Raw genomic sequence first — 14,108 nt, 5'->3', positions numbered from 1 at the left:
ATGCGCCTCAGAGGTCGAGCACGAGGCGCGCCGGGTCCTCCAGGCCTTCCTTGATGCGCACGAGGAAGGTCACGGCTTCCTTGCCGTCGATGATGCGGTGGTCGTAGCTGACCGCCAGATACATCATCGGGCGGATCTCGATCTTGCCGCCGACGACCATCGGCCGCTCCTGGATCTTGTGCATGCCCAGGATCGCCGATTGCGGCGCGTTCAGGATCGGCGTCGACATCAGCGAGCCGTAGACGCCGCCATTCGAGATGGTGAAGGTGCCGCCCTGCATCTCCTCGATCTTGAGGGCGCCGTCTCTAGCCTTCTTGCCGAACTCGCCGATCTTCTTCTCGACGCCGGCGATGGAGAGCTCGTCCGCATCGCGCACCACCGGCACGACCAGGCCCTTGTCGGTGCCGACGGCGACGCCGATGTGGTAGTAGTTCTTGTAGACGATGTCGGTGCCGTCGATCTCGGCGTTGACGGCCGGGATCTCCTTCAGCGCCTGCACGCAGGCCTTCACGAAGAAGCCCATGAAGCCGAGCTTCACGCCGTGCTTCTTCTCGAACACGTCCTTGTACTGGTTGCGCAGCGCCATGACGTTGGTCATGTCCACCTCGTTGAATGTGGTCAGCATCGCGGCGTTGGTCTGGGCTTCCTTGAGGCGGCGCGCGATGGTCTGGCGCAGCTTGGTCATCTTGACGCGCTCTTCACGAGAGGCGTCGTCCGGCGCCGACGGGGCGCGGAGCTGCACCGGAGCGGCGGGCGCCGCAGCGGCGACGGCCGGGCCGGTCGCGATCGCCGCCAGCATGTCGCCCTTGGTGACGCGGCCGTCCTTGCCGGAGGCGTTAACGCTGGACGGATCGACGCCGCTCTCGGCGGCGAGGCGCGAAACCGCGGGGCCGGAATCGGCCGCCTTGGTCGCAGGCTTCACCGGGGTCGCGCCGGCGACCTCGCCGGCCTTCTTCTGCGCTTCCGCCGAGGTCTCAGCGCCAGCTTTGCCCGCGGCTTGAGCGACCGCCGCGTCGTCCTTCTTCGGCTCGGCCGCGGCCTTGCCGTCGCCGGCCGCGATGGTGCCGAGCAGCGCGCTGACGCCGACCGTCTCGCCTTCCTTGGCGACGATCTCGCCGAGCACGCCGGCCGCCGGTGCGTTGACTTCCAGCGTCACCTTGTCGGTCTCGAGCTCCACCAAAGGCTCGTCCGCCTTCACCGCGTCGCCCGGCTTCTTGAACCACTTGCCGATGGTGGCCTCGGAAACGGATTCGCCGAGGGTCGGAACGCGGATTTCGGTCGCCATGTCAGGCCTCTTCTCGTGTCTTTATGTCAGGCGAAGGATCAGACCGCGAAGGTCTCGTCCAGGAAGGCGTTGAGCTGGGCGGTGTGCTTCGACATCAGGCCGGTCGCGGTCGCGGCCGACGCCGGGCGGCCGACATAGCGCGGCCGCTTCGACTTCGAGCCGGCATGGCCCAGCACCCATTCCAGATAGGGCTCGACGAAGGTCCAGGAACCCTGGTTCTTCGGCTCCTCCTGGCACCAGACGACGTCGGCGCTCTTGAAGCGCGCCAGCTCCTGCGCCAGCGACTTCAGCGGGAACGGATAGAGCTGCTCGACCCGCATCAGATAGACATCGTCGATGCCGCGCTTCTCGCGCTCCTCCAGCAGGTCGAAATAGACCTTGCCGGTGCAGAGCACGACGCGGCGGATCTTGGAGTCCTTGACCAGCTTGGTCGTCGACTTGCCGCGCTCGGCATCGTCGTGCAGCACGCGGTGGAAACTCGAGCCCTCGGCCAGCTCGCTGAGGTCGGAGACGCAGCGCTTGTGGCGCAGCAGCGACTTCGGCGTCATCAGGATCAGCGGCTTGCGGAAGTCGCGCTTCAGCTGCCGGCGCAGGATGTGGAAATAGCTCGCCGGGGTCGAGCAGTTCGCCACCTGCATGTTGTCCTCGGCGCACATCTGCAGGAAGCGCTCGAGGCGGGCCGAGGAGTGCTCGGGACCCTGGCCCTCATAGCCGTGCGGCAGCAGGCAGACGAGGCCCGACATGCGCAGCCACTTGCGCTCGCCCGAGGAGATGAACTGGTCGAACACGACCTGCGCGCCATTGGCGAAGTCGCCGAACTGCGCCTCCCACATCGTCAGCGCGTTCGGTTCCGACAGGGTGTAGCCGTATTCGAAGCCGAGCACGGCCTCTTCCGAGAGCATCGAGTTGATGACCTCGTAGCGCGCCTGGCCCTCGCGGATGTTGTTCAGCGAGGTGTGGCGGGCCTCGGTCTCCTGGTCGATCAGCACGGAGTGACGCTGCGAGAAGGTGCCGCGCTCGCAATCCTGGCCGGAGAGGCGCACCGGATTGCCGTCGAGCAGCAGCGAGCCGAAGGCCAGCGCTTCCGCCGTCGCCCAATCGATCCCCTGCCCGCTCTCGACCGCCTTGCGGCGATTGTCGAGGAAGCGTTGGATCGTCTTGTGGACGTTGAAGCCTTCCGGGACCTCGGTGATCTTCTGCGTTATCTCCTTCAACGTCGCTTCCGGCACCCCGGTGGCGCCGCGGCGCGGATCGTCCTCGTCGGCGCGGATCGCCTTCATGCCGGCCCAGCGGCCGTCGAGCCAGTCGGCCTTGTTCGGCTTGAAGGCCTGGCCGGCGTCGAACTCGACCTCGAGCTTCTCCTTCCAGGCGGCGCGCATCTGGTCGAGCTCGCCCGGCTGGATCACGCCCTCGGCCTCGAGCTTGGCGCTGTAGAGCTCCAGCGTCGACTTGTGGCCGCGGATCTTGCGGTACATCAGCGGCTGGGTGAAGCCCGGCTCATCGCCTTCGTTATGGCCAAAGCGGCGGTAGCAGAACATGTCGATCACGACCGGCTTGTGGAACTTCTGCCGGAACTCGATCGCGATCTTCGCGGCGAAGACGACCGCTTCCGGATCGTCGCCGTTCACATGGAAGACCGGCGCCTCGACCATCTTCGCCACGTCGGACGGATAGGGCGAGGAGCGCGAATAGCGCGGATAGGTGGTGAAGCCGATCTGGTTGTTGATGATGAAATGCAGCGAGCCGCCGGTGCGGTGGCCCTTGAGGCCCGACAGGCCGAGGCACTCGGCGACCACGCCCTGGCCGGCGAAGGCCGCGTCGCCATGGATCAGCAGCGGCAGCACCTTCGAGCGCTCGACGATGTCGCCGAACTGGTCCTGCTTGGCGCGGACCTTGCCGAGCACCACGGGATCGACGATCTCGAGATGCGAGGGGTTGGCGGTCAGCGAGACGTGGACATTGTTGCCGTCAAACTCGCGATCCGCCGAGGCGCCGAGATGGTACTTGACGTCGCCCGAGCCTTCGACGTCGTCGGGGGCGAAGGAGCCGCCCTTGAATTCGTGGAACAAGGCGCGGTGCGGCTTGCCCAGCACCTGGGTCAGCACGTTGAGGCGGCCGCGATGGGCCATGCCGAAGACGATGTCGCGCACGCCGAGCGAACCGCCGCGCTTGATGATCTGCTCCAGCGCCGGGATCAGCGACTCGCCGCCATCGAGGCCGAAGCGCTTGGTGCCGGTGAACTTGAGGTCGAGGAACTTCTCGAAGCCTTCGGCTTCGACCAGCTTGTTCAGGATCGCCTTCTTGCCCTCGCGGGTGAACGCGATCTCCTTGTCCGGCCCCTCGATCCGTTCCTGCAGCCAGGCCTTCTGCTCGGGATCGGAGATGTGCATGAACTCGACGCCGAGCGTCTGGCAATAGGTCCGCTGCAGGATCGCCGTCATCTCGCGGATGGTGGCGAATTCCAGGCCGAGCACGTTGTCGATGAAGATCTTGCGGTCGAGATCGGCCTCGGTGAAGCCGAACGCCGCCGGCGACAGCTCCTCCGGATCCTTCTGGCTCTCGATCCCCAGCGGGTCGAGCTGGGCGTGGAGGTGGCCGCGCATGCGATAGGCGCGGATCAGCATGATCGCGCGGACCGAGTCACGCGTCGCCTGCTGGACATCGGCGGCAGACAGGGTCGCGCCGGCGGCCTTGGCCTTGGCGCCGAGCTTCTCGCCGACTGCCTTCTCGACCGCGGCCCAGTTGCCGTCGAGCGCCGAGACCAGCTCGCCGCCAGCCGGGATCGGCCAGTTCGGCTTCTTCCAGGACGCGCCCTTGGCATTGTCGACGATCGCCTGCTTGTCGTCGTTCAGCGCGGAGAAGAAGCCCTGCCACTCCGGATCCACCGACTTGGGATCGGCCTGATAGCGGGCGTAGAGGTCCTCGATATAGGCCGCGTTGCCGCCATAGAGGAAACCCGTCTGCGCGAGAGCCTCGTTGATGTCCTGGCGAGCCATGATCGTCCTGCCTTCTTCCTAACCTGCCGCTTCGTCTTGCCGTCATGCTCGGGCTTGACCCGAGCATCTCTTTGTCGAGCCTGGCTGGTCACGAGATGGTCGGCTCAAGGCCGACCATGACGCAGCCTGGCGCTCAGCCCTTCAATACTTCGACCAAGGTCTTTCCAAGGCGCGCCGGCGAGGGCGAGACCCGGATGCCGGCCGCTTCCATCGCCGCGATCTTGTCCTCGGCGCCGCCCTTGCCGCCGGAGATGATCGCGCCGGCATGGCCCATGCGGCGACCGGGAGGAGCCGTGCGGCCGGCGATGAAGCCGACCATGGGCTTCTTGCGCCCGCGCTTGGCCTCGTCCTTGATGAACTGCGCCGCGTCCTCTTCTGCCGAGCCGCCGATCTCGCCGATCATCACGATCGAGGTGGTCTTCTCGTCGGCGAGGAACATCTCCAGCATGTCGATGAACTCGGTGCCCTTGACCGGGTCGCCGCCGATGCCGACCGCCGTGGTCTGGCCAAGGCCTTCGTTCGTGGTCTGGAACACCGCCTCATAGGTCAGCGTGCCCGAGCGCGAGACGATACCGACCGAGCCGGGCTTGAAGATGTTGGCCGGCATGATGCCGATCTTCGACTCGCCAGCGGTGACGACACCCGGGCAGTTCGGCCCGATCAGGCGGGTCTTCGAGCCCGAGAGCGAACGCTTCACGCGGACCATGTCGAGCACCGGGATGCCCTCGGTGATGCAGATCACCAGCGGGATCTCGGCGTCGATCGCCTCGCAGATCGCGTCGGCCGCGCCCGGCGGCGGGACGTAGACGACCGAGGCGGTGGCGCCGGTCTTCTCGCGCGCCTCGGCGACGGTGTCGAAGACTGGCAGGCCGAGATGGAGCGAGCCGCCCTTACCGGGCGATGTGCCGCCGACCATCTGCGTGCCGTAGGCGATCGCCTGCTCGGAATGGAAGGTGCCGTTCTTGCCGGTGAAGCCCTGGCAGATGACCTTGGTGTTCTTGTCGATCAGGATGGACATCGGTTTACCTCAAGCCTTCTTGATCGCAGCCACGATCTTCTGGGCGGCGTCGTCGAGATCATCGGCCGGGATGACGTTGAGGCCGGAGGTCCGGATGATCTCCTTGCCTTCCTCGACATTTGTGCCTTCGAGGCGCACGACCAGCGGCACTTCGAGGCCGACCGTCTTCACCGCCGCGATCACGCCGCGGGCGATGACGTCGCATTTCATGATGCCGCCGAAGATGTTGACCAGGATGCCCTTCACCTTCGGGTCGGCGGTGATGATCTTGAAGGCCGCCGTGACCTTCTCCTCGGAGGCGCCGCCGCCGACATCGAGGAAGTTGGCGGGGCTTTCGCCGTAGAGCTGGATGATGTCGAGCGTCGCCATGGCGAGGCCGGCGCCGTTGACCATGCAGCCGATCGTGCCGTCGAGCGCGATATAGGCGAGGTCGTACTTGGACGCCTCGATCTCCTTGGCGTCCTCTTCCGTCTCGTCACGCAGTTCCATCAGCTCGGGATGGCGATAGAGCGAGTTCGAGTCGAACGAGACCTTGGCATCGAGGCACTTGACCTGGCCCTGCGTCGTCACGATCAGCGGGTTGATCTCGAGCATCGCCATGTCCTTGCCGACGAAGGCGGCGTAGATCTGGCCGAGAACGCTCGCAGCCTGCTTGGCCTGGTCGCCGGAAAGGCCGAGGGCCTTGGCGACGGTGCGGCCGTGATGCGGCATGATGCCGGTCGCCGGATCGACCGAGAAGGTCAGGATCTTCTCAGGGGTGTCATGGGCCACCTTCTCGATGTCCATGCCCCCCTCGGTCGAGACCACGAAGGCGATGCGCGAGGTCTCGCGGTCGACCAACGCCGAGAGGTAGAATTCCTTCGAGATGTCCGAGCCGTCCTCGATGTAGAGGCGGTTGACCTGCTTGCCGGCCGGGCCGGTCTGCAGCGTCACCAGCGTGTTGCCGAGCATCTCCTTGGCATGGGCCTCGACCTCTTCGATCGACTTGGCGAGGCGCACGCCGCCCTTGGCGTCGGCCGGCAGTTCCTTGAACTTGCCCTTGCCGCGCCCACCGGCATGGATCTGGCTCTTCACCACATAGAGCGGTCCGGGCAGCTTCTTCGCCGCCTCGACGGCCTCCGCCACCGATAGCGCCGGGAAGCCGGCGGAGACGGGCGCGCCGTACTCCTTGAGAACCGCCTTGCCCTGATATTCGTGGATGTTCATGCCTGATGTCCTGTGCCGGTAAAGGGAGAGGCGATGGCGTGATGGCCTCCGGCCATCACGCCATCCGTCTGTCTCACGCCAATGACGCGTCGATGCTCTTGCAGGCGTCGATCAGGGTCTGGACCGAGGCGACCGACTTGGCCAGCATCTCCTTCTCGGCGCCGTTGAGGCGGATCTTGACGACCCGCTCGACGCCCTTGGCGCCGATCACCACCGGCACGCCGACGAACATGTCCTTGACGCCGTACTGGCCCTTGAGCGCGGCGGCCGCCGGCAGCACGCGCTTCTGGTCCTTGAGATAGCTCTCGGCCATGGCGATCGCCGAGGCGGCCGGGGCGTAGAAGGCCGAGCCGGTCTTGAGCAGGTTGACGATCTCGCCACCGCCCTTGCGGGTGCGCTCGACGATGGCGTCGAGACGCTCCTGCGTCGTCCACTTCATCTTGACGAGGTCGGGCAGCGGGATGCCGGCGACGCCCGAGTAGCGGACGAGCGGCACCATGTCGTCGCCATGGCCGCCGAGCACGAAGGCCGAGACGTCCTTGACCGAGACCTTGAACTCGTCGGCGAGGAAGTGGCGGAAGCGGGCCGAGTCGAGCACGCCGGCCATGCCGCAGATCATGTTGGGCTTCAGGCCGGAGAACTTCTGCAGCGCCCAGACCATCGCGTCGAGCGGGTTGGTGATGCAGATCACGAAGGCCTTGGGAGCGTAGGTCTTGATGCCCTCGCCGACCGACTTCATCACCTTGAGGTTGATGCCGATTAGGTCGTCGCGGCTCATGCCGGGCTTGCGCGGCACACCGGCGGTGACGATGATCACGTCGGCGCCCTTGATGTCCTCATAGGACTGCGTGCCCTTGTAAGCAGCGTCGAAGCCGTCGACCGGAGCGGACTCGGCGATATCCAGGCCTTTGCCCTGGGGAATGCCCTCGGCGATGTCGAACAGGACGACGTCGCCCAGTTCCTTGAGACCGGCGAGGTGAGCGAGCGTGCCGCCGATCTGTCCGGCGCCGATGAGGGCGATCTTCTTGCGGGCCATTGCCGAATCCTTGTTGTTGGATGCGAAAGCAGGTGAAGCCGAAAAGCCGACGGTTCTTTGGCGCAAGCCGCTCTCAGGCTCAACCCTGTCCAAAATTGGACATTGGAAAGCCCCCAACCAGCGATTTCGGCCCTCCGATCACGGAATGCCCAGCAAAACCAAGCCGTTAGAAGCTAACTCGCGAAAACGGGGCGTCAACCTGCCACGAAAACAAGCAGTTACAATTTACAAAGTTTGTCATTTTTTCAGATGACGCCGGTCGCGAGCGTCCGCAACGCCACCCTGATCAGGGTGGCGAGCCTGGCATCGACCGATTCCTGCGGCACATCCGCCTCCAGTTCCAGCGCGGCAGGATGAATGAAACGATGGGTGGCGTCGATCACGAAGGCGATAGCGCGGTCGCGGTCACGCGGTTCGAAGGCCCCCGTCGCAATGCCGTCGTCGATCACCCGTTCGAACAGGGCTCGGACGCGGGTGCGGTTGCGCCGGCTGATCGCATGGCGCTTGGCCACCGCCTGCGACAGCGCCGCGAACAGATGCGGCTCCTCGTGCAGGAGGTCGCGGTTGGCCTTGGCCAGCGCCAGGATCAGGCGTTCGAGTTTGTCATCGGCCGGGTCGGGCCCGTCGGCGATGTCAGCGAGCGAGCGCTCGGTCGCCTTCAGCCAGACGTCGACCACCGCATCGATCAGCGCGGTGCGCGAGGGAAAGTAGCGGTAGACATTGGCATGGGTCATGCCCGCCTCTTCCGCCACCGCGACCACGGTGAACCGGCGCAGGCCGTGCCGGCGCAGATGCTCGCCGGCGACCGAGAGAATGCGCATCTCACTCGGCTCGCGTGACACCATCGGTGCTCAGCCCTGCTCGGCGGCAGAAGTGAGCGGCTTGGTCATCACGATCACCCTCTCTTGCCCATGAAGCTCGTCGCGCAAATGTGTGAAGCCCAGGCCGCGATAGAAGCCCTCGGCGGTGATCGAGGACGGCACTGAAATCTGCCTGATCCCCTGCGCGGCGGCGCGCTCCTCGACGGCTCGCATGAGCCCGGTCCCGATGCCCCGCTTCTGCCGATCGGGCCGCACGAAAACACTTCGTACCCAGGTCCCATGGAGGCTCGCAGTGCCGATGATCGTACCCTCTGCGGTTGCCACCAGAACGAGTCGATCGGCAAATCTCGCGGCGATCTTGTCCGGAGCGAAATTCTCGATGACGGAGGCAATGATATCAGCGGAATAGTGCTGAGCGTTCGTCTCGCGCAGGCAACGCAGCACAACCGTACTGATCTCCTCCACGTCCGCGGGCATCGCCGGCCTGATCTCGATGGCGCCATGGGACATGGGATCCGCCATCACGTATCGACCAGGCCCGTGGTATCGCCGCTCGCGGCGGAATCGGCCCGGCCATGCGGCAAAGCGAGATATTCCTCCGAGCGCATCTCGATCAGGCGCGACACCGTCCGGTCGAACTCGAAGGCTTCGCGGCCGTTCTGCGCGACATAAAGCCCGGTCGGTTCCGCCGCCGCCGAGGCGACGAGCTTCACATGGCTCTCATAGAGCGTGTCGATCAGGATGATGAAGCGCTTGGCCTCGTTGCGCCGCTCGGTGTCCATGATCGGGATATCGTCGAGGATCAGCGTATGGAAATGCTGGGCCAGCGCGAGATAGTCGGAGGCGCCATAAGCCTGGGCGCAGAGATCGGGAAAGGTCGCCCGCGCCACGCCGCCCGCCGCCTGCGGCAGCTTCAGCTCATGGCCTTTGATCGAAATGGTGATGGGAGCGCCCTGCGCCACGCCGGTGAGTTGGCTGAAGGCCTTGTCGAGCGCAGCCTTCGCCCTGTCGTCGGCGGGAACGTGATAGGTCGGCGCGCCGCCGAGCTTCTCCAACCGGAAATCGGTGCGCGCCTCCAGCTTGATCACGTCGACCTTGCTTGCGAGCAAATCGATGAAGGGCAGGAAGAGCGCGCGGTTGAGCCCGCCCTCATAGAGCCGCGACGGCTCGACATTCGAGGTCGCGACCACCGTGACGCCGTCGGCGAACAGCTTCGTGAACAAGCGTCCGAGGATCATCGCATCAGCGATGTCGGTGACGGTGAACTCGTCGAAGCAGAGCAGGCTCACCTCTTCGGCCAGCTCGGCTGCCACCGGCCCGATCGGGTCCGGCTCCTTGACCGTCCCGGCCTTGAGCGCCTGGCGATAGGTATGGATGCGCTCATGCACATCGGCCATGAAGGCATGGAAATGCACGCGCCGCCGCGCCGCGACCGGGACCGTCTCGTAGAACAGGTCCATCAGCATGGTCTTGCCGCGGCCGACCGAGCCCCAGATGTAGAGGCCCTTGACCGCGTCCGCAGCCGGCTGCTTGCGGCCGAACAGCCAGCCGAGCGCGCTGCTCTTCTTCGCCAGCTTGCGGCTGGCGAGCGTATCGGACAGCGCCTGCAAGCGCCTGACGACGGCGATCTGCGCCGGATCTCGCTCGATCGCACCCGAGGCGACCAGGGCGTCATAGCGTTCGGGGAGCGTGGCGGACATGGCCTGGAGGCGGGACAGCAAGGAGGGACGGCGCCTTCCGGGTTACGGCAGGGCGGCCCGCCCCGCAACCCTCGGCGTGTCCGCCCGGCTATGCGGCCTGACGCGGGCGCAGCCAGCCGGCACGCAGATGGCGGGCAAGCTCGCGCGCCGCCTCGGACGGCTGCGAACGCGAGAGGTGCAGCGTGATCGCAAAAGGAGGCAGCTCGGGCAGGCCTTCCGCACAGCCGAGAATATCGAGATCGGGCGGGACCGTGCAGGCGAGCCAGGCGGTGACGGCAAGATCGGTCCTGACCGTCGCGGTGGTCGCGTCGATATTGCCGTTCTCGAACACGCTGCGCCACGCCCTCCCCTGCCCGTCGAGCGCTTCGGTCACCGCCGGCCGGAAGGCGCAGCTATCAGCGACAAGCGAAAGCGGCAGCGGCTGTTTCAGATGGGCATTCCCGGCCCTGGCGCCGACCCAGACCAGCCGCTCGATGCCGAGGCATTCGCCGCCCGCGGCCGCAAGCGGCTCCTCGACCAGGGCCAGATCGACCTCACCTTTGCCGAGCGCCTCCAGCAATTGCGGCGAGGAGGCGCAAACCAGCGAAATCTCGACCAGCGGGCTCGCCTCGGCAAAACCCTTCAGGATCGGCACGAGCGCGGTGCCGACGAGGTCATAGGGCACGCCGAGCCGGACCGTGCCGGCGCAGCCCGTCGTCATCTCCGCCCAGATCTCGTCATTGAGGCCGATCAGCCGGCGCGCCTTGGCGAGCAGGCGATCCCCCGCCGCCGTCAGCTTGAGCCCACGCCGCTCGCGCAGGAACAGCGCCTGTCCGAGCCGCCGCTCCAGCCGCATGATCTGCTGGCTGACGGCGCTCTGCGTCAGATGCAACGCATTGCCGGCGATCGTCATGCTGCCATGGTCGGCAACGGCGACGAAGGCCCGGATCAATTCAAGGTCGAGATTGCGCATGTCTGGCATTATGATTCGTAATGCCGAATAACTTCAATATTCGTTTTCATGATCCCGTCAGGAGACCTATGTCCTCGGCTCCATTTTGGAGCCGCCTCATGTCGCCGGAATCGGTCCTGCCGCTGATCGCCTTCGCAGCCATCTCGACGGTGACGCCGGGCGCCACCACCACGCTCGCCACGGCGTCGGGCGCCCATTTCGGCTTTCGGCGCTCATTGCCCTTCATGGTCGGCGTCGCGATCGGATTGGCCGGGATGGCGGTCGCGGCCGCGGCCGGGCTCGCGAGCCTGCTTCTGGCGATGCCCTCGCTGGAATTGGCGATGAAGCTCGCAGGCTCGGCCTATCTGCTCTGGCTCGCCGTCAGGATCGGCCGCAGCGGCCCGCCGCATCTCGACCGGAGTATTCCCAAGCCGACGAGCTTTGCCGGCGCACTCTGGATTCAGCTACAGAATCCCAAGGGCTGGGCGATGACGCTCGGCGCCGCCGCCTCCTTCGGCGAGCTTGCCCGCGGCGCAGGAGAACTCGCAGCCCTGCTCGGAACCGTCTTCGGCATCCTCGCGCTGCTGTCGCTGATGCTCTGGTGCGTCGCCGGCCTGCTTCTGGCGAAGCTGCTGACGCAGGATTGGCAGTGGCGCGTTCTCAATGTCACGCTTGCGGTGGCTCTGGCCGCCTCGATCCTGACGATGTGGCGATAGCGCGCAGCCTTGACCATTCCGGCCATTTTTACAGGCATTTAGCCGTAAATTGCCGCAATCGCGCCACTTGTATTCCCAGATCGGAAGCGCATCTTGCTCTCCGAGTTAGGGAAGACACGCCTCCTTTGGGCAGCGCAACCGCGCTTTCACAGGAGCTGCAATTGAATCGTTCGATCAAGTCTGGCGCCAAGGCCAGGCACGGCGAGGTCAGGCGTCTCTGGCCTGCCGAGCGCGACCTCTTCACCGCCCATCTGCTTCGTCTCGACGCCGCCACGCGGCGCGAACGCTTCGGGACGGCGGTCACCGATGGTTTCCTCCGGAACTATGCTGAAACGACCTTCGGCGTGGGTGGGCTCGTCTACGCCTATGTCGAGGCCGGCGAGGTCCGTGGCGCCGCCGAATTGCGAGGGCTGGAAGAGATCGTCATCCAGACCGGCGAAGCCGCCTTCAGCGTCGAGCGCGACTGGCGCCGCCGCGGCATCGGCGAGGCGCTATTCGGCCGCCTGATGACGGCCGCGCGCAACCGCAACATCCGCACGCTCTACATGACCTGCCTGCCGGAGAACGCAGCGATGCGGAATCTCGCGCGCAAGTTCGAGGCCGAGATGGTCGGAGGCTATGCCGATGTCGAGGGCCGGATCGCCACCGGCGCGCCGACGCCGTTCACCCTGCTCGACGAAGCCATGGACAACGCCCGCAGCTTCGCGACCTTGTCGCTCTCGCTGCAGCGCAGATTCTGGCCGCAGGCGCTGTTCGGCCGAAGCGCCTCGCGGCACTGATGCCCGATCGCGGCGCGGGACGCCGCTACGAAACATGAGGAAGCGCGAGAACCCCTCCCCCCTTGCGGGGAGGGGCAGGGGTGGGGGCGCAAAGTCGGAGCAAATTCGACGGAAGTGAATCGGTTCGCTTCTACAATCAGCCCTGCAACCAGTCGTCCGCCCCCCATCCCCATACCCTTCCCCACAAGGGGGGAAGGGAGGAGCTAGGGCGATCAGCGTTTCACAGAGGAACCCACAAGAAGGAAGAGGAGAGCGGCTCAGCGATTCATCGAGAGCCCGGCGCCCGATTTGGTGATCGCCCCGTTCATGGTGCCGGCACTGCCGACGCGCAGGCGTGCCACCACCGAGCCGCCGCGCTGATAGAGATAGACCTCGCCATCGCGATAATCCCAGGCATTGACCTGCTGCAGGTCGCGATTGCTGCAGCCCGTGGCGTTGGCGCGGTAGAGGTCGAGCGAAGGCGAGCTCGAGAGCTGCACCCGGCAGGAGCCACCGGTCGCCTCCTGCGCCGTCCAGTTGCCGATGACGCCGTCACGCGTCGAGACCGAACCGGAGCGTGTCGAGCCACCGCCCGGCGTCGCGCCGGGATTGGCGTTGGCGACCTGTGGCGGCGCCGGCTCGACCGGGCGCTGTTGTACCGGCGGCGGTTGCTGCCCCGGTTGCGCCGCCTGCGGATCGAAGAACGGATCGTTCTGGGGCGGCATGCCCGGCGCCGGTCCGCCGCCCGGATATCCACCTGCTTGCGGCGGCGCGCTCGGATAGCCGCCTGGTGGCGGCAAAGGCTCGGAGGTGACAGGGGCCGACTGGACCGGCGGCGCCGACTGGACAGGTTCGCCATAGACAGGCGCGCGGGCAACGGCCTGGCCCGAACCGGAGCCATAGCCACCGAAACGCTGCGACCCCGCGCAGGCGGTCAACAGCACGAGAGGCAGCAGGCTCGCGGCCCGCAGCAGCGCAGAAGTCCTCAAGCTCATTCCCACCATCTCGACAAGTCGCCCGTCCGAAGCATTGTGCCGGTGCCGCCTGAACATGGCATGAAACCTGACATGAGCGCCTTCAAGGCCGCAAAGGGGCATCGGTCAAGTCTCAACATGGTTTTGCAGCGGCGGGCCGGCATGGCAGAAGGGGGGCCTTCCGCCATCCGGACCATCCGATGAAGCCGCTCAATCCCTCTTCGATCCGCGCGCCCTTCGCCCGCTACAGCCATGGCTGCGAGGTGCCCGCCGGCCAGCGGCTCGTCTTCTGCTCCGGCCAGCTCGGCATCGCCGCCGACGGCATGATCCCCGAAGGGGTCAGAGAACAGGCCGACCTGTGCTTTGCCAACATCGCCGCGATCCTGGCCGAGGCGGGGATGACGCTGAAGGACATCGTCCGCATCAATGCCTACGTCACCGACCGTGCCCATATGAAGGGCTATATGGAGTCGCGCGACGCCCATGTCGGCACCCCGCCACCGGCCTCGACCCTGATGATCGTCTCCGGCTTCACGCTGCCGGAATTCAAGGTCGAGATCGAGGTGGTCGCGGCCGCGCCCGAGAAGCGGCGCAAGCCGGCGCGTACGGCTACGGCGCCGAAGTTCTGATCCGACATCCTCAACTCAGGCCGGACAAGCCGCGAAGC

13 protein-coding genes are annotated in these 14,108 nt (G+C 66.1%); 3 read left to right on the top strand and 10 right to left on the bottom strand.

Annotated elements, in window-relative coordinates; translation table 11 throughout:
- Positions 1–7: 7 nt before the first annotated feature.
- The 9 genes from odhB to BMZ69_RS11690 form a co-directional block, all read right to left on the bottom strand.
- Positions 8–1,285, bottom strand: coding sequence for a 2-oxoglutarate dehydrogenase complex dihydrolipoyllysine-residue succinyltransferase (gene odhB, locus BMZ69_RS11730; RefSeq protein ID WP_092156815.1), 1,278 nt, complete (start codon positions 1,283–1,285; stop codon positions 8–10).
- Positions 1,286–1,323: 38 nt separating this feature from the next.
- Positions 1,324–4,281: a 2-oxoglutarate dehydrogenase E1 component gene (locus BMZ69_RS11725; RefSeq protein WP_092156814.1), complete on the bottom strand. Its 2,958-nt coding sequence runs from the start codon at positions 4,279–4,281 to the stop codon at positions 1,324–1,326.
- A 133-nt stretch (positions 4,282–4,414) separates the two neighbouring features.
- The gene (sucD, locus tag BMZ69_RS11720) at positions 4,415–5,299 is read right to left on the bottom strand and encodes a succinate--CoA ligase subunit alpha (RefSeq protein WP_092156813.1); all 885 of its coding nucleotides are present in this window, start codon (positions 5,297–5,299) and stop codon (positions 4,415–4,417) included.
- Between the two features lie 9 nt (positions 5,300–5,308).
- Positions 5,309–6,505 carry an ADP-forming succinate--CoA ligase subunit beta gene (gene sucC / locus BMZ69_RS11715; protein ID WP_092156812.1) on the bottom strand — a complete coding sequence of 399 codons (1,197 nt, stop codon included), beginning with the start codon at positions 6,503–6,505 and terminating at the stop codon, positions 5,309–5,311.
- Positions 6,506–6,578: 73 nt separating this feature from the next.
- Positions 6,579–7,541 carry a malate dehydrogenase gene (mdh, locus tag BMZ69_RS11710; protein WP_092156811.1) on the bottom strand — a complete coding sequence of 321 codons (963 nt, stop codon included), beginning with the start codon at positions 7,539–7,541 and terminating at the stop codon, positions 6,579–6,581.
- Between the two features lie 245 nt (positions 7,542–7,786).
- Positions 7,787–8,362: a TetR/AcrR family transcriptional regulator gene (locus BMZ69_RS11705; RefSeq protein ID WP_092156810.1), complete on the bottom strand. Its 576-nt coding sequence runs from the start codon at positions 8,360–8,362 to the stop codon at positions 7,787–7,789.
- A 30-nt stretch (positions 8,363–8,392) separates the two neighbouring features.
- On the bottom strand, positions 8,393–8,872 hold the full coding sequence (locus BMZ69_RS11700) for a GNAT family N-acetyltransferase (protein ID WP_092156912.1): 480 nt from the start codon (positions 8,870–8,872) through the stop codon (positions 8,393–8,395).
- Positions 8,873–8,883: 11 nt separating this feature from the next.
- On the bottom strand, positions 8,884–10,062 hold the full coding sequence (gene zapE, locus BMZ69_RS11695) for a cell division protein ZapE (protein ID WP_092156809.1): 1,179 nt from the start codon (positions 10,060–10,062) through the stop codon (positions 8,884–8,886).
- 88 nt (positions 10,063–10,150) lie between these two features.
- Positions 10,151–11,014, bottom strand: coding sequence for a LysR family transcriptional regulator (locus BMZ69_RS11690; protein WP_092156808.1), 864 nt, complete (start codon positions 11,012–11,014; stop codon positions 10,151–10,153).
- A 98-nt stretch (positions 11,015–11,112) separates the two neighbouring features.
- On the opposite strand from BMZ69_RS11690, the gene BMZ69_RS11685 reads away from it, so the two are divergent.
- Positions 11,113–11,709, top strand: a complete 597-nt coding sequence (locus BMZ69_RS11685) for a LysE family translocator (RefSeq protein WP_092156807.1) — start codon at positions 11,113–11,115, stop codon at positions 11,707–11,709.
- Between the two features lie 161 nt (positions 11,710–11,870).
- Complete coding sequence (locus BMZ69_RS11680; protein WP_175506769.1) at positions 11,871–12,488, top strand: GNAT family N-acetyltransferase; 618 nt, start codon at positions 11,871–11,873, stop codon at positions 12,486–12,488.
- 257 nt (positions 12,489–12,745) lie between these two features.
- On the opposite strand, the gene BMZ69_RS32115 is transcribed toward BMZ69_RS11680, so the two are convergent.
- Entirely contained in the window at positions 12,746–13,462 is a 717-nt protein-coding gene (locus tag BMZ69_RS32115; protein ID WP_244543325.1) for an AprI/Inh family metalloprotease inhibitor, read from the bottom strand.
- 179 nt (positions 13,463–13,641) lie between these two features.
- Here BMZ69_RS32115 and BMZ69_RS11670 point away from each other — a divergent pair, with 179 nt between their 5' ends.
- Positions 13,642–14,070 carry a RidA family protein gene (locus BMZ69_RS11670; RefSeq protein ID WP_092156805.1) on the top strand — a complete coding sequence of 143 codons (429 nt, stop codon included), beginning with the start codon at positions 13,642–13,644 and terminating at the stop codon, positions 14,068–14,070.
- Positions 14,071–14,108: the final 38 nt, after the last annotated feature.

The sequence above is a fragment of the Allobosea sp. CRIB-10 genome (genome assembly GCF_900112185.1).
Classification (GTDB): Bacteria; Pseudomonadota; Alphaproteobacteria; order Rhizobiales; family Beijerinckiaceae; genus Allobosea.
This window is presented reverse-complemented; position numbering and strand designations above follow the sequence as displayed.

Bases quoted from the DNA above. Each gene is read 5' to 3' on its own strand.
- BMZ69_RS11685 (WP_092156807.1), top strand. From the start codon at position 11,113: ATGTCGCCGGAATCGGTCCTGCCGCTGATCGCCTTCGCAGCCATCTCG.
- BMZ69_RS32115 (WP_244543325.1), bottom strand. From the start codon at position 13,462: ATGAGCTTGAGGACTTCTGCGCTGCTGCGGGCCGCGAGCCTGCTGCCT.
- BMZ69_RS11690 (WP_092156808.1), bottom strand. From the start codon at position 11,014: ATGCGCAATCTCGACCTTGAATTGATCCGGGCCTTCGTCGCCGTTGCC.
- sucC (WP_092156812.1), bottom strand. From the start codon at position 6,505: ATGAACATCCACGAATATCAGGGCAAGGCGGTTCTCAAGGAGTACGGC.
- BMZ69_RS11670 (WP_092156805.1), top strand. From the start codon at position 13,642: ATGAAGCCGCTCAATCCCTCTTCGATCCGCGCGCCCTTCGCCCGCTAC.
- odhB (WP_092156815.1), bottom strand. From the start codon at position 1,285: ATGGCGACCGAAATCCGCGTTCCGACCCTCGGCGAATCCGTTTCCGAG.
- BMZ69_RS11705 (WP_092156810.1), bottom strand. From the start codon at position 8,362: ATGCGCATTCTCTCGGTCGCCGGCGAGCATCTGCGCCGGCACGGCCTG.
- zapE (WP_092156809.1), bottom strand. From the start codon at position 10,062: ATGTCCGCCACGCTCCCCGAACGCTATGACGCCCTGGTCGCCTCGGGT.
- mdh (WP_092156811.1), bottom strand. From the start codon at position 7,541: ATGGCCCGCAAGAAGATCGCCCTCATCGGCGCCGGACAGATCGGCGGC.
- BMZ69_RS11700 (WP_092156912.1), bottom strand. From the start codon at position 8,872: ATGTCCCATGGCGCCATCGAGATCAGGCCGGCGATGCCCGCGGACGTG.
- BMZ69_RS11725 (WP_092156814.1), bottom strand. From the start codon at position 4,281: ATGGCTCGCCAGGACATCAACGAGGCTCTCGCGCAGACGGGTTTCCTC.
- sucD (WP_092156813.1), bottom strand. From the start codon at position 5,299: ATGTCCATCCTGATCGACAAGAACACCAAGGTCATCTGCCAGGGCTTC.